This is a genomic window from Bradyrhizobium sp. CFUWI (assembly GCF_056429085.1).
In genome coordinates, this window is sequence record NZ_JBWJZE010000014.1 from 43510 (window position 1) to 64425 (window position 20916).

The window sequence follows — 20916 nt, forward strand, 5'->3', positions numbered from 1 at the left end:
TGGTATCGGCCGCAAAATAGCGGGTCAATGCGAGCGCCTTGCAAGACCCCTTGAATCAATCCAGATCAAAACAATTCTAAACCACAGTTTGAAACCGTTCTAAATTGCGATCGGACTCGTCGTAAAAAATCAGCGCCCGCCGCGCAATCGCAGCCTCCCTCACGGCATCAATCGCTGCTTGGAGGCTTCATCAGCGGAAACAATTCGTCGACGGTTTTCTGCGCGACGACGCGCGCGATCGGTGCCGTCCATGCCCCGCGATGTCGACGCCGTTTAGTCGGTGAGGAAGCGCAAGGGATCGCGCTGATCAGAATCTGACACGCGATCAGCTTGCGTTCAATTCGTCCATGCGGCGCGTCATTGGCGGCGCCAATATGGACGATGCCGAAATTGCCGACAACGAAACGGCGCCCGCGAAAATGCGCCACTGCACAGCGGCGCGCCAGAGCACTGCCCACACGGTGCAAAGCTTTCCAATTGTTTAGGATTATCAACGGATAGTGCTGTTTACACTGGAACTTGGCGTGTATTATACACCGCGTTGGAACCCTGCGATTGCCCTATCCATTCTTAGCTGAGGGGCATACGAGCCGACACGAGACGACATGAAAAAGTCCCGGCCGATCCTCTGGCTTCTGATCATCGCGGCCGTGGCCTCCGCGGGTTACTATGGTTGGCAGAAGTTCGGAGCCGGGGCCGGAAGAACCCAGACCGCGCAGAAGGGTCCACCCCGCCCGCCCGCCGTCCCCGTAAGCGTTGCGCCGGTCCAGAAGATCGACTTTCCCGTCTACCTGACCGGTCTCGGCACGGTTCAGGGTTTCAACACCGTCCAGGTCCGCAGCCGGGTGGATGGTCAGATCGACAAGCTCACCTTCAGGGAAGGCCAGATCGTCCAGCAGGGCGAGCTTCTGGTCTCGATCGATCCCCGTCCCTATCAGGCCGCGCTCGACCAGGCCAAGGCCAAGAAGGCGCAGGACGAGGCGAGCCTCGCCAACGCCAATCTCGAACTTCAGCGCGCCACGAAGCTCGGCGAATTCGCGACCGCGCAGCGGGTCGACACCCAGCGCTCGACCGTGGCCCAGCTCACCGCGCAGATCGCCGCCGACGAAGCCGCGATCGCCAACGCCCAGACCCAGCTCGACTACACCCAGGTCAAGGCGCCGATCACCGGCGTCGCCGGCCTGCGCCAGGTCGATGTCGGCAACATCGTCAACGCCTCGACGCAGACCGGCATCGTCACGATCTCGCAGGTCGAGCCGATCTCCGTGATCTTCACCGCGCCGGAAGACCAGCTTCCCTATATCAGCGAGGGCCAGAAGAGCGGCGCGCTCAAGGTGATCGCCTTCACCACCGACGGCAAGAAGACGTTGGCCGAGGGCAAGCTTGCGGTCATCAACAACCAGGTCGATACGAGCAGCGGGACGATCCGGCTCAAGGCCGTGTTCGAAAACAAGGACCACGCGCTGTGGCCGGGCCAATCGGTCTCGACGCGGCTTCTGGTGCGGACGCTGAAGGACGCGACCGTGGTTCCGGATGACGCGGTCCAGCACTCCACCAACGGCCTCTATGCCTACACCGTCAGTCAGGACAACAAGGCCGAGCTGCATAAGGTCAAGGTCAGTTATGCCATCGATGGACGTTCGGTCATCGAAGAAGGCTTGAGCCCCGGCCAGCAGGTGATCACCGGCGGCCAGTTCAAGGTGCAGCCCGGAAGCCTCGTCTCGACGGCGGTGGCGAGCTCGAACCCGGCCCAGAACAAGGTACGACAGGAATGACCGAGGGCGGGATTTCGGCACCTTTCATCCGTTATCCCATCGGCACCTCGCTGCTGATGGCCGGCATCCTCTTTGTCGGTCTCGTCGCCTATCCCCTGCTTCCAGTCGCACCGCTGCCGCAGGTCGACTTCCCGACCATCCAAATCACCGCCAATTTGCCGGGCGGCAGCCCCGAGACAATGGCCTCGTCCGTGGCCCAGCCGCTGGAGCGCCAGTTCGCCCAGATCCCCGGCATCGCCCAGATGACCTCGACGAGCTATCTCGGTACCGCGTCGATCACCATCCAGTTCGACCTCAACCGCAGCATCGACGGCGCCGCCAACGACGTGCAGGGCGCCATCAACGCCGCCAGCGGCCAGTTGCCGAAGAACCTGCCCTCGCCGCCGACCTACCGCAAGGTCAACCCGGCCGACGCGCCGATCCTGCTATTGTCGGCGACGTCGGAGACACTGCCTCTGACCAGCGTCAGCGACGCGGTCGATGCCCAGCTCGCCCAGCAGATCAGTCAGCTGTCGGGCGTGGCGCAGGTCTTCATCGGCGGCCAGCAGAAGCCCTCCATCCGCATCCAGGTCGATCCGGCCAAGCTGGTCGCCAAGGGCCTGTCGCTGGAGGACGTCCGCAGCCAGATCGCGATCACCACGGTCGACAGTCCCAAGGGCAATATCGACGGCGAGAAGCGCGCCTACACGATCTACGCCAACGACCAGCTCACGCAGGCGAAGGACTGGAACGACGTCATCATCGCCTATCGCAACGGCGGCCCGTTGCGCATCCGCGACATCGGCCAGGCGGTCAGCGCCGCCGAAGACGCCAAGCAGGCGGCCTGGGCGAACGGCAAGCGCGGCGTGTTCCTGGTGATCTTCAAGCAGCCCGGCGCCAACGTCATCGAGACCGTCGACAGGATCAAGGCGACCCTGCCTCGCCTCGTGGCGGCGATCCCGCCCGCGATCAAGATCGAGCTCATCAGCGATCGTACCACGACCATCCGCGCGGCGGTCGAGGACGTCCAGTTCACGCTGCTGCTGACCATCGCCCTCGTGGTCATGGTGATCTTCATCTTCCTGCGCAGCTTCTGGGCCACCGTCATTCCCGCCGTCACGGTTCCGCTGGCGCTGCTCGGCGCCTGCGCCCTGATGTGGGTCGCCGGCTATTCGCTCGACAATCTGTCGCTGATGGCGCTCACCATCGCGGTCGGATTCGTCGTCGACGATGCCATCGTGATGCTCGAGAACATCACGCGCTACATCGAGGAAGGCGAACAGCCGATGGCGGCCGCCTTCCGGGGCGCGAAGGAAATCGGCTTCACCATCGTGTCGATCAGCATCTCGCTGGTGGCGGTGCTGATCCCGCTGCTGTTGATGGGCGGCATCATCGGGCGCCTGTTCCGCGAATTCGCCGTCGTGCTGGCGATGACCATCTTCGTCTCGATGTTCGTGTCGCTGACCCTGACGCCGATGATGGCCTCGCGCTTCCTGCGTGCCCATGGCGAGGTGCAGCACGGCCGCTTCTATCAGTGGAGCGAGCGCGCCTTCGACGCGATGCTGCGCGGCTACGAATCCGTTCTGGATCACGCCCTGGCCTGGCGGCGCACCACGCTTGCGATCTTCTTCGTCACGCTCGGCCTGTCGATCTACCTGTTCGTCCTGATCCCGAAGGGCTTCTTCCCGCAGCAGGACGTCGGCCTGATCACCGCCACCTCGGAAGCCTCGCAGGACATCTCGTTCAAGGAGATGACCCGGCGCCAGGAACAGCTCGGCAAGATCATCCTGGCCGATCCCGACGTCGCCAGCGTCGCCATGTCGATCGGCGGCAGCGGCCGCGCCGGCAACAACGGCAACATCTTCATCACGCTGAAGCCTCGCGACCAGCGCGAGGCCTCGGCCCAGCAGATCATCGCGCGACTGCGTCCCCAGTTCGACAAGGTCGAGGGCGCCCGCCTCTATATGCAGGCGGCCCAGGACGTGCGGCTCGGCGGCCGGCCGACGCGCACGCAGTTCGAATTCACGCTGCAGGACGCCAATCTGGACGAGCTCAACGAATGGGCGCCCAAGATCCTCGCCAAGATGCAGACGCTGCCGGAGCTGCGTGACGTCGCGACCGATCAGCAGACGCAGGGCACCACCGTCCAGCTCAAGATCAACCGCGATACCGCCTCACGCTACGGCATCCAGCCGCAGCTGATCGACGACACGCTGTATGACGCCTTCGGACAGCGGCAGGTCACGCAGTATTTCACCCAGCTCAACACCTACAAGGTGATCCTGGAGATCCTGCCGGAGATGCAGGGCAATCTCGACAGCCTCAACAAGCTTTATCTCAAATCGCCGCTGACCGGCGACCAGGTGCCGCTGTCGACGTTCGCGACCTGGACCACCGATCCGGTCCGCCCGCTCTCGATCAGCCATCAGGGCCAATTCCCGTCAATCACCATCAGCTTCAACCTCGCGCAAGGCGTCGCGCTCGGCCAGGCGACCGAGGCGGTGCAGAAGGCGATGGCCGATCTCGGCGCGCCGCCGACGCTCAATTCCAGCTTCCAGGGCACCGCGCAGGCGTTCCAGCAGTCGCTCGGCACCGTGCCGCTGCTGATCCTCGCCGCGCTCGTCGTGGTCTACCTGATCCTCGGCATCCTCTACGAGAGCTACATCCATCCGATCACGATTCTGTCGACGCTGCCCTCGGCCGGTGTCGGCGCGCTCGCGATCCTGATGGCGGCCGGCTTCGACTTCAGCCTGATCGCGTTGATCGGCATCATCCTGCTGATCGGCATCGTGAAGAAGAACGGCATCATGATGGTCGATTTTGCGATCGCCGCCGAACGCGACGAGCACAAGACGCCGGAGGAATCGATCCGCCAGGCCGCGCTGCTGCGCTTCCGCCCCATCATGATGACGACGATGGCCGCGCTGCTCGGCGGCGTACCCCTGATGCTCGGCCACGGCACCGGCGCCGAGATCCGCCAGCCGCTCGGCTACGCCATGGTCGGCGGCCTGATCGTCAGCCAGGCGCTGACACTGTTCACCACGCCCGTGGTCTATCTCTATCTCGACAAGCTCAACAACTGGTTCTCCACCTGGGGCCGTTCGGGTGACGACGAAGGCGACGAGGCGCCCGCGCCTGGCACTGTCAAGGAAGCCGCCGAGTAAGCTTGCGCCGCGGCCGCCGCGACGCTACAGCGAGACCCTCGATTAACGCCAAAATGGTCTCGTCATGCCCATGCAATCCAGACTTGTCGCCCTCGCCGCCGCTGCCCTGTTGCCCTGGGCCGCCGCGCACGCCCAGCAGAGCGCGAAGAAGAACGCAGCGCCTGCCCCGGCCGCGCAGCCCTCGCCTGCGCCGACGCAAACACAGGCCGACGGTGCTCCCGGGCAGCCCGGCTGGATCGTCCGTTGCACCAGCGCCAGCCGCGAGGCCCCGCTCGAATGCGCGATGGAGCAGAACGCGGTGCTGACCAAGACCGGCCAGACCGTCGTCCTGATCAACATCCGCATCGCGCCCGACACCCGCACGCCGATCGCGCTGTTGCAATTGCCGCTCGGCCTCAACCTTCCCGTCGGCGCCAAGCTCCAGGTCGACGAAGGCAAGACGTTCGACCTGCAGATCCAGACCTGCGAGAACCGCGGCTGCTACGCCTCGACCCCGATCGCGGCGGACCTGCTCGCCGCTTTGAGGTCGGGCAAGCAGTTGAAGGTCTCCTTCCAGAACATGGCCAAGGAGACGATCGCGATTCCGATGCCGCTCGGCGATTTCGCGGCCGCCTACGACAAGATCAAGTAGCACGCCTCTCGTCAGCCGATCACGTCGCTCGCCCGCAGCAGCGTGGTGAAGCCGCCGTAGATCATGCGCTTGCCGTCAAACGGCATGCCCTCCATCTTCAGGCGCGGGTCTGCCATCACCTTCTTGTTGACGGCATCGCGGGTCTCCCGGTCGCGGTAGACGATCCAGGAGAACACCACCACCTCGTCCTCCTTCGCCATCACTGCGCGCGGAAACGAGGTCAGCTCGCCATAGGGAACGTCGTCGCCGATGCATTCGACATAATCGAGCGCGCCGTGCTCCATCCAGAGCGCACAGGCGGTGGTCGCCAGCGTCTTGTAGGCATCGATCTTGTCCTTGGGCACGGCCAGAACGAAACCATCGACATAGGGCATCACGGATCTCCTTGGGTTGTATGGCCCAAGGACGATGGAGCGCGCCGCGATCCGACGTCGAGATGCGATTTCAGGATGAGGCAAACCGTCGCCAGCGGCAGCGCGGTCAGGGACCGAACGTCCCTGCCGACGGCCTGCAAAGAGTTGGACGCTGGGGGAAAAGTGCCCGGAACTGGCTGGGGAACCTGGATTCGAACCAAGACAAACAGAGTCAGAGTCTGTTGTGCTACCGTTACACCATTCCCCAACGGAATAGTCGAACAAATTCAATAACTTGCTGATTTGTTCGACTGTCGCCGGCAGCGCGTTTGGCGCAAATCACGGCTCAGGCGTGGCAGGGTTCTACCCGCTCGTCCCCGGACTGGCAAGCACTGCGGTGGATGGATCACACCTACTCCAGCTTGATGTTCGCGGCCTCGATCACCTTCTTCCAGCGCGCCGTCTCGGCGGCGATGTAGGCCGCAAACGGCTCGGAATCCACGGCGACCGCGGTGGCGCCGAGCTCGGACAATTTCTGCACCGTCTCCGGCTGCTGCATGAAGGCGCGGATCTCGGCGGAGAGCTTCTCGACGATCGGCTTCGGCGTCCCGGCAGGAGCGAAGAAGCCGTGCCAGGCCACCGCCTCGAAGCCGGGCAGGAATTCGGCAACGGCCGGCGCCTGCGGGTCGAAGTCGGCGCGCTTGGGCGTTGCGGTCGCGAGCAGCGCGAGCTGGCCCGTCTTCACCTGCGGCAGCAGCAGCGGCACGTTGTCGAAGGCGAGGTCGATCTGTCCGCTCAGCAGGTCCGTCAGCATCTGGCTCGAGCCCTTGTAGGGCACGTGCACCATCTTGGTGCCGGTCATCTGCTGGAACAGCTCGCCGGCCAGATGCTGCGAGGTGCCGACACCGGCCGAGCCGAACGAGATCTTGTCCGGATTTGCCTTCAGATAGGCGATCAGCTCCGGCACGGTGCGCGCCTTGATCTTGTTGGGATTGACGACGAGCACGTTGGGCACGACGCTGATCTGCGCGACCGGCACCAGATCCCTGTCCGGCTGGTAGCTGAGCTTGGGCCCGTAGAGCGACGGGTTGATCGCAAGCGCGGACGTGCTGGCAACGCCGAGCGTGATGCCGTCCGGCGCCGATTTCGCCAGCCGCGTCACCCCGAGGATCGAGCCGGCACCGCCGACATTCTCGACCACGAAAGGCTTGCCGAACTTCGCCTGCAAATGGTTGGAGACCATGCGCGCGAAGATGTCCGCCGTGCCGCCGGCGGCGAAGGGAACGATCACCGTCACCTGCTTGGACGGATAAGCCTCCTGCGCCTTCGCCGGCGACATCGCCAGCACCATTGCCGACACAAGACCAAACCACATCGATCTCATCGAAGTTTCCTCTGCTTCACTGTTTTGTTGATTGACTGCCGCGAGCGGCAGATGGGCTAGAACGCGGCCTCGTACATGTTCAGGATCGCATCCCGACCGAGGTCGCGCGGATTGTTGTCGAGCAGGCGGCGAATGGCGTGCGCCTCGTCGGCCATCACGCCGAGATCGTTCCTGGGCACGCCGAGAGCGGAGAGCCGCATCTCGATGCCGAGATCCTTGCAGAAGGCGTAGGTGGCGTCGAATGCGAGCTGCGGATCGGTGCGCTCCGGCAAGCCGAGCGCACCCAGCACCGCGACCGTCTTCGCCTCCACGGCGGGCATGTTGAAGGCCAGCGTGTGCGGGAAGATCATTGCGCAGGCCAATCCATGCGCCACATGGTGACGCGTGCCGAGCGGATAGGCCACCGCATGGCCGGCTGTCGTATTGACCGGTCCCAGGCAATAGCCGCCGTAGAGCGAGGCCAGCGCCAGGCCGGCACGCGCCTCGCGGTCGTCGCCGTCGGCCACCGCGCGCTTGAGATAACGTCCGACCAAGCGGGCGCCTTCGAGCGCGTAGAGATCGATCGCCAGATGCGCCTTGCGGCTGGTATAGGCCTCGACGCAATGCGCCAGCGCGTCGACCCCGGTCGCCGCGGTGACCTCCTTCGGCACGGTCATCGTCAGGTCCGGATCGACGATGGCGATGTCGGCCAGCATGAAGCGGCTCTGCACCGCCTGCTTGTTCTGGCTGACGGGATCGGTGACGAGCGCGCGGGTGCCGGCCTCGCTACCGGTGCCGGACGTCGTCGGGATCTGCATCAGCGCGACGCTGCGGCCGGCCACCTTTTCCGGCCCGACGATGTCGGCAAAGGGCACGTCACCCCTGCACATCACCGCAACCAGCTTGGCGAGGTCCATCGCGCTGCCGCCGCCGAAGCCGACCACGAGATCGGGCTTGACGTCCTTTGCCATCGCCACCGCCTTCTCGAGATTGGGCAGGTCCGGCTCGGGCTTGACCTCGCCGAACACCTTGACGGCGCCTGGCAGCGCCAGCATGTCGACGCGACTCGCGTTGAACGGGTCGGAGATCACCAGCGGCCGCTGGGCGCCGATCCGCTCGGCAAAGCGCGCCGCGCCGACGATCGTGCCGTTGCCGAACTCGAGGATGGTGGGACGCTGGATTTCAATGGGCGTGAAGGCGTTGGTCATCGTGCGTTCGATCTCATGATTTGGATGCGGAGGCGCCGGCGGCCAGCCGTTCGGCATAGTCGATGGCCTCGATCAGGCTGTGCTCGTTGGCGATGCCCTTGCCGGCGATGTCGAAGGCGGTGCCGTGATCGACGGAGGTGCGGATGATCGGCAGGCCCAGCGTGATGTTGACGCCGGAGAGCTCCTGCCAGCGGCCGGTCGCGGGATCGACCTGGAAGCCGAGCAGCTTGACCGGAATGTGCCCCTGGTCGTGATACATCGCGACCGCTGCATCGTACTGGCCGGCGCGCAGCTTGACGAAGATGGTGTCCCCGGGCACGGGGCCGACGACGTCGAGACCATCCGCAACTGCCTTGGCGATCGTCGGCGCGGACACGTCGATATCCTGCCGGCCGAACAGGCCGCCCTCGCCGGCATGCGGATTGAGCGCGGCGATGGCGATCTTCGGCTTGGCGATGCCGAGCCGCAGCAAGGCATCGTTGGTGAGTTCGATCACCATGCGCAGCCGCTCCGGCGTCAGACGCTTCGGCACATCCTCCAGCGCCACGTGGGTCGAGACGTGGCTGACACGCATGTTGCCATGGGCGAGCAGCATCACCGAGCCGCGCACGCCGGTGAGATGCGCCAGCATCTCGGTATGGCCGGGGAAATGATAGCCGGCCTTGTTGAGCGCTTCCTTGTTGAGCGGCGCGGTGACGATCGCCGCGGTCCGCCCCGCCTGCGTCAGGCGCACGCCCTGCTCGATCGCCTTGTAGGCGAAGCGGCCGCCATCGGCGCTGAGCACGCCGGGCTGGATCGGGTCGCCCTCGGCGTCGGCTTGCAGGTAGCAGAGGTTGGGCCAGTCGCGGTCCTCCGCGGAGACCTGGGGGATCGCGATGTCGGTGCCGAGCGCGGCCTTGGCGCCATCGAGCGCCGCGCCGCTGCCGATGACCAGCAGGCGCAGATCTCCGCTCGCGATCCTGTCCCTCAGCCCCACACAGGCCTTGACGATGATCTCCGGCCCGATCCCCGCCGGATCGCCCATGGTGACGGCAAGATGACGAGAGGTCATGTCGGACTCTCCATTCTGAGCAGATGATTGTCCCGCAGCAGGTCGCGCCACAGCGCGCTCGGGCCGAATGCGCCTGATTTCGAGATGACATCGACACCGGCCCAGCGGCCGCCCTGCAGGATCGAGCGCGGCAACCCCGGCACGATACGTCCTGTCACCTGCAGCGCATGCGCGCCGAGGGCGACGCAGGCGGCCTTCAGGGTTTCTCCACCGGCCACGATCAGCGTGCCCGGCGGTTCGAGGGACGCGATCAGCCCGGTCATCTCGCGCACGATTCGCCGCGCCGCCTCGACGCGCGACAGCCCGTCGGCGAGAGAGAATTTGACCAGCGCCACGCCCTCGTCAGCCAGCTTGCGTCGAACGCCGGCACCGCCCGCGCCCTTGGTCAGCGCGATGGTGGCTTCGCCGCATGCCGCGAGCTGCGATGCGGTGGCCGCCTGGTCGGAGCCGAACAAGCCCAGCACCGGCAGCTTCAATTGGCTCGGTGCATCGGCACGATGGCTCCGGGCAAGCGCACCGGCGAGGCCGCCGCTACCACACCACAGCACGGGCCCCGGCATGCGCCGCGCCATCTCGACGACGCGATCGAGGTCGAGATCGCTCTCGGCATCGAACACCTGAACGCCGCCTTGCGAGAGCGTGTCGGGCGTGCCCTGTCGTGCCTCGATGCCGTCTTGCCTCAATTGATCCAGCAGATTGTCGCCGACCTTATGCCAATCGCCATGCACGGTGCGGGCGAATTGCTGGCCGCCGACGGTGCAGCGCCCCTGATAGTCGAACGCGGGCGCGACCACGCAGGAGGCCCAATACCCATTGCGCAGGCAGGCGCCCAGCTCGGCCGCCCAAGCGCCCCGCAGGAGGCTGTCGACTTTCTTGTAGGCGATCGTCCCGCCCTGAAGGTATGGCACCAGCCGCTCGACGATCTCGACGCTCTCGGCCTTCGAGCGCTCACGGGTGCCGCTATCGATGGCAAGGCTGCCGGAGTCCCGCGGCGCAAACGCTGCCGACCAGACGACGTCGAACGGTCCGCCCAGCCCGACGAACTCCGCCGCGGTGTCGAGCGCACCGGTGAGATCGTCGGCCAGCAGGCGGATGCTCGTCATGGTCATGCCGCTCCCGCGCCGAAGATCTTGCCCGGATTCATCAGGCCATTCGGATCGAACAGCCGCTTGATATCGCGCATCAGGTCGATGTCGAGCGGGTCGGTGACGCGGGCGAGCCGGCCGCGATTGGTGATGCCGATGCCGTGCTCGGCACTGATCGCCCCGCCCTGCGCCGCGGTCTCGTCGTCGACGATCTCGTTGATCTCGGCGACCAGAGCGGCCGTCGCGGCCGGGTCCTGGCAACGGGCGCGATCGATCAGTGCAACGACGTGGATGTTGCCGTCGCCGATATGGCCGTGCATCACCACGTTCGCATGGGGAACGGCGGCCTTGATCCGGGCCTCGACGTTGGCGACGAAGGCCGCCTGCCGCTCCAGCGGCACCACGCTGTCATGCGACACGACGTAGCCGCTGCGCTTGTTGCCTTCGGAGACGCTGTGCCTGACCGCCCAGATCGCCTTGGCCTGCGCGAGATTGGACGCGAGGATCACGTCTTCGGCGAGCTTCGCCTCCATCGCCTCCGCCAGCACCGTGGCGAGCGGCTCGTCGAGGTCGACGCCGGGAAGCGTGTCGGTCAGCTCGACGATCAGATACCACGGCGTCGTCAGCTCGAACGGGATCGTGACATGCGGCACCGTCGCTGCGATCGCCTCGATCTGCGACCGCGACATGATTTCGAGGCTGCCGAGCCGGTCGCCGACCGTGCCGCGCAGAAGCTGCATGATTTCGAGCGCCTGCTCCACGCCCTGCAATTTCAGCAGCGCCAGCGCCGAGCTGCGCGGCGGCGCGAACAGCTTCAGCACGGTTGCGGTGACGATGCCGAGCGTCCCCTCTGCCCCGATGAAAAGCTGCTTGAGCGCGTAGCCGGTGTTGTCCTTGCGCAATGCACGCAGGCCGTCGAAGACGCGTCCGTCGGGCAGCACGACCTCCAGCCCGAGCACGAGATCGCGTGTCGGACCGTAGCGGAGCACGGCCGTGCCGCCGGCATTGGTCGAGATGTTGCCGCCGATCTGGCAGGAGCCTTCGGCGCCCAGGCTCAAGGGGAAATACCGGTCGACGGCACGGGCCGCATTCTGCACCTCGGACAGGATGCAGCCGGCCTCCACCGTGATCGTGTTGGCGAGCGGACTGACGTTGCGCACCGCCCGCATCCGGTCGAGCCGGATCACGACATTGCCCGGACGATCGTCCGGCGTCGAGGCGCCGCACATGCCGGTGTTGCCGCCTTGCGGCACGATCGCAAGCTGCCGTGCCGCGCAAAACTTGACGACCGCGGCGACCTCTGCGGTCGAGCCGGGCTTCACCACCGCGGCGGCGCGGCCGTGATAGCGCCCGCGCCAGTCCACAACGTAGGGCTCCTGATCGGACCCGGGCGCGATGACGCGCTTGTCGCCGACGATCGCAGCAAGCCCGGCCACCACATCCTGCAAAGAGTCGGACATCGGATCGCCTCGCCTCTCGGGCCTGGCCTTAAGCGGCGGCTGCGAATGCAGCGGCCGTCGCCAGCAGCTCCTTCGCCTGGGCCGACGGCAAGGATTCCAGCGGCGGCCGCAGGCGCTGCCATCCGGCATGGCCGGTGCGCTCGGCCACCAGCGTCTTCAGCGACGCCATCTGCGGGAAGCGCGAGACCAGTTCGCGCGCTTTCACGATGCGCGCCTGCGCCGCCTGGAGCGCCGCGTCGTCGTCGCTGTCGCGAAAATGCTTGTAGACATAGGCCAGGTCGCGCGCGACCAGATTGGAGGTCGCTGTGATGCAGCCCGCGCCGCCCTTGCGCAGCAGCGGCAGCAGCAAGGGATCGGCTCCGACCAGGACCGAAAAGCCCGGGAAGCGTTCGACCATGGCGGTCATGTTGGCGAAGTCGCCCGAGGAATCCTTGATCCCCATGAACGTCGCCGGATAGGCCGCACGCAGCCGCTCGATCAGCGCATGCGAGATCGGCTGCGCCGACATCTGCGGGATGTGATAGAGCACGACCTTGAGCCTGGCATCGCCGATGCGCTGAACGATTTCGCTGTAGGAGGCGTAGATGCCGTCGTCGCTGACGCCCTTGTAGTAGAACGGCGGCAGCATCACGACGGTATCGACGCCGACCGAGAGCGCGTGCCGCGTCAGGGCGATGGTCTCGCTGAGTGCGGCAACACCGGTGCCCGGCAGAAGACGTTGCGGAGCGATGCCGGCGGCCACCACCGCCTCGAGCAGAGCCGTGCGTTCGGCGACGGAGAAGGAGTTCGCCTCCCCTGTCGTGCCCAGCAGCGCGATGCCGTCGCAGCCTTCATCCAGAAGATAGCGGCAATGCGCGACGAAGCGCGCGTGATCGGGGGCGAGCTCGGCATCGAGCGGCGTCAGCGCGGCGGAAAACACGCCATGAGGGTGCAGCGATGATGTCGACAAGCTTCCTCCGATCGTCAAATCAGCATTGTTCGGAATGCGAACATTTGTTATTACCTTGACCTGTCGTAAAATCAGCCGGCCGCCACGTCAAGGGCGATGGCTGCCATTGGCAAGGTATTCGAGCATGGCCAAGGCCGATAAGAAGGCCACCAAGCGCAAATCGGAATCGCTCCCGAAAAATCCAAAGAACCATGTTGCTTCCGTCGGGAAGGCCTTTGCCGTGCTCCGGAGCTTCAGCAGCGAGCATTTCGAGCTGACCCTGAGCGAGATTGCCGCAACTGCCGGTCTCGATCGCGGGACCACGTTTCGCCTGATCCAGACCCTGGTCGAGCTCGGCTATCTCCAGGCCGTTCCGCAGAGCCGACGGTTCCGCCTCGGGATTGCCTGTCTCGACCTCGGTTACACCGTGCTGTCACGCGGATCGTTGCGGCCGATGGCCGAGCCGCTGCTGCGCGACCTCGTGCCTGATGTTGGCGATGCGGCCTCGCTCGGCATCCTCGACGGCGGCGACGTCGTCTATCTCGCGCGGGTCGGCGCGGGCCTTGACCGCCACAAGATGGACCGCCGCCCCGGCACGCGCATTCCCGCATACAGCGCCGCGCTCGGCCACGTCATGCTGGCGCATCTGTCGCGGGACGAGCAGATCGCGCGGCTGGAAGCGCGCCCACGCGTCAAACTGTCGGAGCGGACGCTGACCGATCTCGATGCCCTGCTCTCCCGGCTCGACCAGGTGAAGAAGAAGGGCCACGCCGTGTCCGACGGCGAGAATGCCTATGGCTTGCGCACGCTGGCAACGCCGATCTTCGACGCGCAGGGACTGGTCATCGGAGGATTGAGCGTCACCGTCGATGCGATGCGCATGGAGATGGCCGCCTTCCGCGACCAGGCGCTGCCGAGGCTGATGCAGGTGACGGCTCAAGTGCAGGATCTCGCGATCAAGTCGGGATTGACGAGCTGAGCGCCGGCCTAGATCACGATGTGATCGAAATCGGCGGCGATCCGGGTGTTCGGAAAGATCCGCGCCGCCTCGGCCAGGATCTCGTCGTCCTCGTATCGTCCGGACAGATGGGTCAGCACGAGCTGGCGGACGTTGCCGGCGGCAGCGAGAGCGGCCGCTTCCGCCGCGGTCAGATGGCCGTAATCCCGCGCGGTTGCGGCGTCGCGCTCGAGGAAGGTCGCCTCGATCACCAGCAGGTCGGCGCCGGCGACGTGTTGCGGCAATCCCTCGGTGGTTTCGGTGTCGCCGATCACCACGAGCTTCTTGCCGCCGCTCGGCGGCCCCAGAACATCTTCCGGATCGACCATGCGATCGCCCTCGATCACGACCGCTCGACCTGCGGCCAACTCGCCGCGCAAGGGACCGTCGGGAACGCCCAACGCCGCGAGCCGATCCGGCTGAAGGTGGCGGCGTGAGGGGCTTTGGAAGGCGAATCCAAAACTGTCGGTATCGCGATGACGAACCGGAAAGCAGGCGATGGCGAAATCGCCGGCGTCGATGACCTGTCCTTCGGACAGCGCTGCGAACTCGACCGCGATCGGCGCCCTGCCCGCACCCCACAGGCCGGCGAGCATTCGGATGACGATGTCGAGCGTGCCCGGCCCGCCGTGAATGCTCATCACCTCGGCGCTCTGCCGCAGCCCCAATGTTGAAAACAGACCGGGGATGCCGAGCACATGATCGAGATGAGCATGCGTCAGCAGCACGCGGTCGAGCCGCCGAAAGCCCGAGCCGCTCCTCAAGAGCTGGCGCTGCGTGCCCTCGCCGCAATCGACCAGGACACGCTTGCCCGCGGCCTCCACGAGGAGTGCCGGATGATTACGTTCCGCAGAGGGAACGCTTGCAGAGGTGCCGAGGAATGTCAGGGCAAACATGGTCGTCGATGTCCAGGACCGCCCTTCTCCGCGACGGCGCCTCAACGGCCAGCACGGGCGGTCTCACCGCCCCCAATGCCACGCGAGCAGCAGCGCGTACAGCCCCATCGAAGCGGCATAGAGCGCGGCAAGAAGTACGTAGCCTGCGATCCGGCGACTGATCGCCGCCTTCGGCGCAACCCACCAGTCCCGTCTGAAGCAAGTGCAGTCATGGCTTACGCCCCTTCGATGCCCGCGGCCCGGTCTTTTCGTGCGCGCACCGATGCAGGGTGCAGGTGTTGACGCGCCAAAGTGCCAGAACTGTATGTAGAAACCCTTAGAACGTTCCGCATCGATTCGGTTTCCGGCGGACGACGCTCAGGTCTTCGCTGCAAGCGGGGCGCTCAAAACAAAAATCGCGAAAACAACCCCATGCACAGTAAAAATCATTGAAGAATTTCGCGCCGCCTGGTGCGAGCCCTGTCAGCAGGCACGCTTGACACGTCGGGCAAAACAGGCGCCGAATTGCGCGATCGCCGACTTTGGATTTACCCTCGCCCCGACGGCAATAACCGCCAGTAAGGCATCGAGTTCAGACGCACGCCCGAACGGCGATCAAGGCAAGAAGCCCTTGAGAGCGCCAAGAAACAGTTGCGGCGCTTGCAGCTGTGGCACGTGCGCGCATCCTGGAATGATCTTGAGTTCGGCGCGCGGCAATCCCGCGGCCAGCTCATGCGACATCGGCGGCGGCGTCGCCTCGTCCTGTTCGCCGACCATGACGAGCACCGGCACGCTCACGCCGCCGAGCTCGGCACGAAGATCAAGGCTTGCCAACGCATCGCACGCGGCGCGAAACACATCGGGGTCTGTCCGCAGAAAGGCTTCCCGACGCCCGCGCATCAGGTCGGGGTGCTGGGCCTGAAAGTCGGGTGCGAACAGGCGCCGCATCGCGACGTCACTGATTGCCTCCAGCCCCTTCTCTCGCGATATCTTCGCCATGTTGCGGAACGCCTCGCGGCCCGGCTCGGAGAAAGCTGCGCCGCAATCAGCCAAAATGAGCCGGCTGGCAATTCCCGGATGGCTGATCGCCATCTGCAAGGCGACGAAGCCGCCATAGCCATTGCCGAGCACGATCGACGGCGCGCCGCCCGCGGCATCCCGCACAGCCTCTGCCATCCGGTCCGCGACAGCAGCAAGCCCGCCCGCGACCGGGCGTGAACGGCCGAACCCGGGCAACTCCGGCACGATGGTCTGAAACGATCCCGCAAGCTCCGGCACGATCGCATCGAAGCTGGCCCGATCCGATAGCAGCGAATGGAAGAGAAAAAGCGGCGGCCCCTCGCCCGCCTGCGCGGCGTTGACGGTCTCATTGGCAAGAAGCCTGTCCATGTCCGGCCTGTCCCAAACTGCATCGATCGGATCACGCCCTCTCGCGTGCCCTGGAAGCTCCGATTGATAAATCAATTGACAGGGAATTCAAGCATTCGGCACTTGACATGAAATATCACGAGTAGGATATTAGCCAGCAGGAGACACCAATTTCCATGCTTTTGCGCGAGAATATCTACGATCTTCTTAGAGCTGATATTTTAGCCTGTCGCTTTGCGCCAGGCGATGAAATGCGAGAGCAATATCTGGCCGAACGCTATTCGGTGAGCCGGCAACCGGTCCGGGACGCGCTTTTGCGGCTCCAGCGCGAGCACCTCGTCACGGTCCAGCCCCGTCAGGGCTATCGGGTCACGCCGATCTCGCTCTCGGACGCCCGCGACCTCCTGCGCTTCCGCCTCGCGCTGGAGCCGGCCTGCGTCACCGAGGCGATCGAGAGCGCTCCGGACAGCGTCTTGAAGTCGCTCGACGAATTTCGCCGCTTCTCGGGCAGCCACGAAGACTTCATCACCTACAACCGCGGCTTTCACACCGCGCTGGCTCATGCCTCCGGCAATCGCCGCATGGCGACCGCGCTGTGCGACCTGATCGGCCAGGCTGACCGGCTGGTTCGCGTCAGCGTCTCCAACCTGAAAGGGCACGACCCGGCCAAGCTCGTCGCCGAGCACGTCGCCCTGATCGACGCCATGCAGAGCCGCGAAACGCGAACCGCGGCGCGCATCATCAAGGCCCACATCGGGGCCACCGAAAAACGTGTGCTGCCGGCCCTCAAGCGCAACGCCGTCATCGTCGAAGAGAGGTCATCATGAACGTGCCATCCAAACCCGCGTCGATCGACGTCGAAACCCACGGCAACTTCATCGATGGGCGTGAAGTCGAGGCCGGAGGCGGCGCGATGCTGGACGTCCGCAATCCCGCCACCGGCGACGTGATCGCCCGCATTCCCAATTCGACCGCCGAAGACATCGATCGCGCGATGAAGAGCGCGCGTGCAGCCTTCGAAGGCAAGGCCTGGGGCGGCATGGACACGCGCGCGCGTGCCAGGCTGGTCAACAGGCTGGCCGATGCCTTCGAAGCCAATCTCGACAGCCTGTATCGGCTGGAAACCCTCAACAATGGCCGCCCAATCAACGAGACCCGCGCCCAGCTCTCCCGCCTGCCCGATTTCTTCCGCTACTTCGCGGGCCTCGCGCTGTCGCGCCGCGATTCCGTGATCCCCGTTGAAGGCGCCTATCTGAACTACACGCTCCGCACCCCCATCGGCATCGTCGCCAATTGCACGCCGTTCAATCACCCCCTGATGATCCTGTGCAAGTCGCTCGCCGTTGTGCTGGCGACCGGATGCGTGACCGTCGTCAAGCCGTCAGAATACACGCCGCTGACGACCCTGAAGCTGGCGCAGATCTTCACGGATGCGGGCCTGCCGCCCGGCGTCTTCAATATCGTGCTGGGCCTCGGCCCCAGCGCCGGCAAGATGCTGGCCGAGCATGGCGACATCAACAAGCTGGTCCTGACCGGCGGCACCGAGGCGGGCCGCATCGCCGGCAGCGCAGCCGCAAAAGTGTTTGCGCACCAGACCATGGAGCTTGGCGGCAAGACGCCGGTGATGGTATTCGACGATTTCGACGTCGACCGCGCCGTCAACTATGCCGCCTTCGGCGCCTTCATCGGCGCCGGGCAGACCTGCGTCTGCGCCTCGCGCCATCTCGTCCAGGCCTCGATCTACGACGAGTTCGTCGAGAAGCTGCAGGCCAAGACCCGCACGATCCGCGTCGGCGATCCCTTCGATCCCAGCACCCAGATGGGCCCCGTGATCTCGGCCAAGCAGCGCGACCGCGTTCTCGCCTATGCGGGCTATGGTCACGCCGAGGGTGCGCGTCTCCTCACCGGCGGTGTCGCCGCCAAGGTACCGGGCCACGACAACGGCTATTTCGTCGAGCCGACGGTGTTCGCCGACGTCAAATCCGACATGCGCATCTTCCAGGAGGAAGTGTTCGGTCCCTTCACCTCGGTGACGCCGTTCAAGGACGAGGCCGATGCGCTTCGGCTCGCCAACGACTCGCCGTTTGGCCTCGCCGCAGCCATCCGCACCCGCGACGTCGCCCGCGCTCACCGTGTCGCCGCCGCGGTCAAGGCCGGCATCGTCTGGATCAACGATCATCACCGGCTCGATCCGGCCTCGCCCTGGGGCGGCGTCGACGATTCCGGCATCGGCCGGGAATGCGGCACCGAAAGCTTCGACGACCACTTCAACACCAAGAGCGTGATGGTCGCGACGCACGAGCAGCCGTTCGACTGGTATCGCGACACGGCCAATCAGAAGCGGCTGAACTAGCAGGACTGCACCCGGCCGACCGCCCATAGAAGGCGGGCCGCATCAACCAGAATGACAGTCAAGGGAGAGCGTCAATGTCGACATCGGTGAACGCAGGCAGCCGTCTCGATCGGCTTCCGATCGGTCCATTCCACCGCCGCATCATGCTGCTGATCGGCATCGGAATGTTCTTCGACGGTTTCGACATCTACATTGCCGGGACGGTGCTCAGCGTCACGCTGAAATCAGGCTTTTCGACGCTCGCTCAGAACGCGGCCTTCATCTCCGCGACGTTCGTCGGCATGATGCTGGGATCGTTCGGCACCGGCTTCCTCGGCGACCGCCATGGGCGCCGCTTCACCTATCAGTTCAATTTGCTCCTTTTCGGCATCGCTTCCCTTGCGGCGGCATTCGCGCCGAACATGGACTTCCTGATCGCCTGCCGCTTCGTGATGGGCGTCGGGCTCGGCGCGGAGAACGTCGTCGGCTATTCGACGATGACGGAGTTCGTGCCCGCCCGCACCCGCGGCAAATGGCTCGGCCTCACCGCCGTATGCGTCGTGACGGGCTTGCCAGCGGCACTTTTGATCGCATCCGTGCTCGTTCCGCAATTCGGCTGGCGCTCGATGTTCGTGCTCGGCGGCATCGGCGCGCTCGTCGTCTGGTACATGCGCAAGTCGCTGCCGGAATCCCCGCGCTGGCTCGAAGCCGTGGGACGCACCGCCGAGGCGGAAGCGTTGATGCAGGCGATCGAGAAGGAGGCGGCGCAAGGACAGCCCCTGCCTGCTCCAGCGCCCACGACACCCGCTCCGGTCGCGCCCGATCTCGGCACGTTGTTCACTGCGCCCTTGCTGTCGCGGATGATCGTCGGCGCCATCTGCCTGATCACGATCAACACCCTGCTCTATGGCTTCGTGACCTGGTTGCCCGTGTTCTTCGTCAAGCAGGGCCTGTCGGTCGCGACATCGTTCGGCTATTCGCTGCTGATGGCGCTCGGCGCGCCAATCGGCGCGGCCATCGGCGCATTGACCGCCGACCGCTGGGGCCGCAAGCCAACGATCATCGGCGCGTCGCTGATCTCGGTGGCGCTGGGCATGCTCTATCCCATGATCTCGGATCCGATCCTGCTGCCGGCCGTAGGCTTCGCGCTGACGGTGCCGATCTACGTCCTGGTCGCGCTCCTGTTCGGCATCTACATTCCAGAGCTGTTTCCGACCGAGGTCCGGCTGCGTGCGTCAGGCATCGTCAATACGATGGGGCGCGGCGCCACGATCGTCACGCCGTTCCTGGTCGTGTCGCTGTTCGAGTCGCGCGGCGTTGCGGGCGTCATGGCCCTGATGATCGGCTTGCTCGTGGTGCAGATCGTCACGGTCTGGGTACTCGGCATCGAGCCTCGACATCGCAGCCTCGAAGAGCTCAAGGCCGAAGAGACTGCCGCGCCGGTCCTCAAGGAAGCGTCCTGAGAGGCGGCCGGAGGCGCAGGACCTGCAAGATTCGAGACGCCCGCTCGGCGGGCTCCTCACCACGAGGGCCGATCGTGCCGCAAATCGCCACCTCATCCTCAGGCCCTCCGTAGGCGTGCGTCGCGAAGGACAGGACCGCAGGCAAGCTTGCCACCCCGACCGATGGGCAGATCTGCGATCCGCGAGATAGCTACGTCTTGTCAGTCGATTGCGCTTCCACCGCCTGCACCGCGACGCTCGCGACCTGCCGCAGCGCTTCGCGGTCCGCGCCTGAAGACGCCATCACGCCCATGCCGACGGACACCGCGGAGACATAACGCGCAAGCGCGGCGGGATCGGCGCTTTCCTTGAGATCACCTTCGGCCTTGGCGCGAACGAAGCGCTCGCGGAGCTGGTCCTCGTTCTGGCCGCGGCGGGCGGCGAGCTCGAAGGGGACGTTCTCGGAGCCGGTGCCGCAGGCGATGCCGCCTTGCACAAGCAGGCAACCGGGCGGATTGGCAGGGTCGGTCTGCTTGTCGGCGATGCCCATTAGCATCCGCTCGGCGACGGCGCGGGCGGTCGGTGCCGCGACCACCTCGTCCATCCAGGCGCCGCGCAATTTGGTGTAGCGATCGAGCGCAGCCTTCAGCAGGCCTTCCTTGTTGCCGAAGCAGGCATAGAGACTCGGAGGATTGATGCCCATGGCCTCGGTGAGCTGGGCGATGGTGGCGCCCTCATAGCCATGGCGCCAAAACACTTCCATCGCCTGATCCAACGCCGTTTCGGCGTCGAATTCGCGGGGGCGTCCCATGCGCATGTGCCCTGTCTCCTCGGAATTGGCGGACCGTATCAGCCTAACGCCAGCCCTATCTATTTGTTCTGGCTTTCTTTTCTTGTGTCTTCCA

At 65.3% G+C, this 20916-nt stretch carries 18 protein-coding genes and 1 tRNA gene; 7 read left to right on the forward strand and 12 right to left on the reverse strand.

The genetic code is table 11. From position 1 onward, the window contains the following. Positions 1-167: 167 nt before the first annotated feature. Entirely contained in the window at positions 168-458 is a 291-nt protein-coding gene (locus AC066S_RS26975; protein ID WP_478271044.1) for a hypothetical protein, read from the reverse strand. A gap of 147 nt (positions 459-605) precedes the next feature. Here AC066S_RS26975 and AC066S_RS26980 point away from each other — a divergent pair, with 147 nt between their 5' ends. From AC066S_RS26980 to AC066S_RS26990, 3 genes are all read left to right on the forward strand, one after another. Next, a complete protein-coding gene (locus AC066S_RS26980) occupies positions 606-1775 on the forward strand; it encodes an efflux RND transporter periplasmic adaptor subunit (RefSeq protein ID WP_135168390.1) in 1170 nt (389 codons plus the stop codon). Next, a complete protein-coding gene (locus AC066S_RS26985; RefSeq protein ID WP_126261162.1) occupies positions 1772-4918 on the forward strand; it encodes a multidrug efflux RND transporter permease subunit in 3147 nt (1048 codons plus the stop codon). The genes AC066S_RS26980 and AC066S_RS26985 overlap by 4 nt, the downstream gene beginning before the upstream one ends. Before the next feature lie 64 nt (positions 4919-4982). Further along, positions 4983-5549 (forward strand): invasion associated locus B family protein, encoded by a 567-nt coding sequence (locus AC066S_RS26990; protein WP_478271045.1) that lies wholly within the window; start codon positions 4983-4985, stop codon positions 5547-5549. 11 nt (positions 5550-5560) lie between these two features. Here AC066S_RS26990 and AC066S_RS26995 read toward each other — a convergent pair whose 3' ends face one another. The 8 genes from AC066S_RS26995 to AC066S_RS27030 form a co-directional block, all read right to left on the reverse strand. Then, positions 5561-5923 carry a DUF1428 domain-containing protein gene (locus tag AC066S_RS26995; RefSeq protein ID WP_164719027.1) on the reverse strand — a complete coding sequence of 121 codons (363 nt, stop codon included), beginning with the start codon at positions 5921-5923 and terminating at the stop codon, positions 5561-5563. Positions 5924-6096: 173 nt separating this feature from the next. Further along, positions 6097-6170 (reverse strand) — tRNA-Gln (locus AC066S_RS27000). A gap of 144 nt (positions 6171-6314) precedes the next feature. Further along, positions 6315-7286 carry a Bug family tripartite tricarboxylate transporter substrate binding protein gene (locus AC066S_RS27005; protein ID WP_126261164.1) on the reverse strand — a complete coding sequence of 324 codons (972 nt, stop codon included), beginning with the start codon at positions 7284-7286 and terminating at the stop codon, positions 6315-6317. A 56-nt stretch (positions 7287-7342) separates the two neighbouring features. Then, positions 7343-8473, reverse strand: a complete 1131-nt coding sequence (locus tag AC066S_RS27010) for an iron-containing alcohol dehydrogenase (protein WP_478271046.1) — start codon at positions 8471-8473, stop codon at positions 7343-7345. Positions 8474-8486: 13 nt separating this feature from the next. Then, entirely contained in the window at positions 8487-9524 is a 1038-nt protein-coding gene (pdxA, locus tag AC066S_RS27015) for a 4-hydroxythreonine-4-phosphate dehydrogenase PdxA (RefSeq protein WP_126261166.1), read from the reverse strand. Then, positions 9521-10627, reverse strand: a complete 1107-nt coding sequence (locus AC066S_RS27020) for a four-carbon acid sugar kinase family protein (protein WP_478271096.1) — start codon at positions 10625-10627, stop codon at positions 9521-9523. The genes pdxA and AC066S_RS27020 overlap by 4 nt, the downstream gene beginning before the upstream one ends. A gap of 2 nt (positions 10628-10629) precedes the next feature. Beyond that, positions 10630-12069: an FAD-binding oxidoreductase gene (locus tag AC066S_RS27025; RefSeq protein WP_478271047.1), complete on the reverse strand. Its 1440-nt coding sequence runs from the start codon at positions 12067-12069 to the stop codon at positions 10630-10632. Positions 12070-12097: 28 nt separating this feature from the next. Further along, positions 12098-13018, reverse strand: coding sequence for a dihydrodipicolinate synthase family protein (locus AC066S_RS27030; RefSeq protein WP_164719028.1), 921 nt, complete (start codon positions 13016-13018; stop codon positions 12098-12100). Positions 13019-13142: 124 nt separating this feature from the next. Here AC066S_RS27030 and AC066S_RS27035 point away from each other — a divergent pair, with 124 nt between their 5' ends. Further along, positions 13143-13976: an IclR family transcriptional regulator gene (locus tag AC066S_RS27035; RefSeq protein WP_126261168.1), complete on the forward strand. Its 834-nt coding sequence runs from the start codon at positions 13143-13145 to the stop codon at positions 13974-13976. Between the two features lie 8 nt (positions 13977-13984). Here AC066S_RS27035 and rnz read toward each other — a convergent pair whose 3' ends face one another. After that, complete coding sequence (gene rnz, locus AC066S_RS27040; protein WP_135168386.1) at positions 13985-14890, reverse strand: ribonuclease Z; 906 nt, start codon at positions 14888-14890, stop codon at positions 13985-13987. 594 nt (positions 14891-15484) lie between these two features. Further along, positions 15485-16258, reverse strand: a complete 774-nt coding sequence (locus tag AC066S_RS27045) for an alpha/beta fold hydrolase (RefSeq protein ID WP_478271048.1) — start codon at positions 16256-16258, stop codon at positions 15485-15487. 155 nt (positions 16259-16413) lie between these two features. On the opposite strand from AC066S_RS27045, the gene AC066S_RS27050 reads away from it, so the two are divergent. The 3 genes from AC066S_RS27050 to AC066S_RS27060 all read left to right on the forward strand — a co-directional run bounded on the left by AC066S_RS27050 (position 16414) and on the right by AC066S_RS27060 (position 20032). Next, positions 16414-17064 (forward strand): GntR family transcriptional regulator, encoded by a 651-nt coding sequence (locus AC066S_RS27050; protein ID WP_478271049.1) that lies wholly within the window; start codon positions 16414-16416, stop codon positions 17062-17064. Continuing rightward, the gene (locus AC066S_RS27055; RefSeq protein WP_478271050.1) at positions 17061-18590 is read left to right on the forward strand and encodes an aldehyde dehydrogenase; all 1530 of its coding nucleotides are present in this window, start codon (positions 17061-17063) and stop codon (positions 18588-18590) included. Before AC066S_RS27050 ends, AC066S_RS27055 begins: the two co-directional genes overlap by 4 nt. 74 nt (positions 18591-18664) lie before the next feature. Next, positions 18665-20032 (forward strand): MFS transporter, encoded by a 1368-nt coding sequence (locus tag AC066S_RS27060; protein ID WP_126261173.1) that lies wholly within the window; start codon positions 18665-18667, stop codon positions 20030-20032. 190 nt (positions 20033-20222) lie between these two features. Here AC066S_RS27060 and AC066S_RS27065 read toward each other — a convergent pair whose 3' ends face one another. Further along, positions 20223-20828, reverse strand: coding sequence for a TetR/AcrR family transcriptional regulator (locus AC066S_RS27065; RefSeq protein ID WP_135168382.1), 606 nt, complete (start codon positions 20826-20828; stop codon positions 20223-20225). Between the last annotated feature and the right edge of the window lie 88 nt (positions 20829-20916).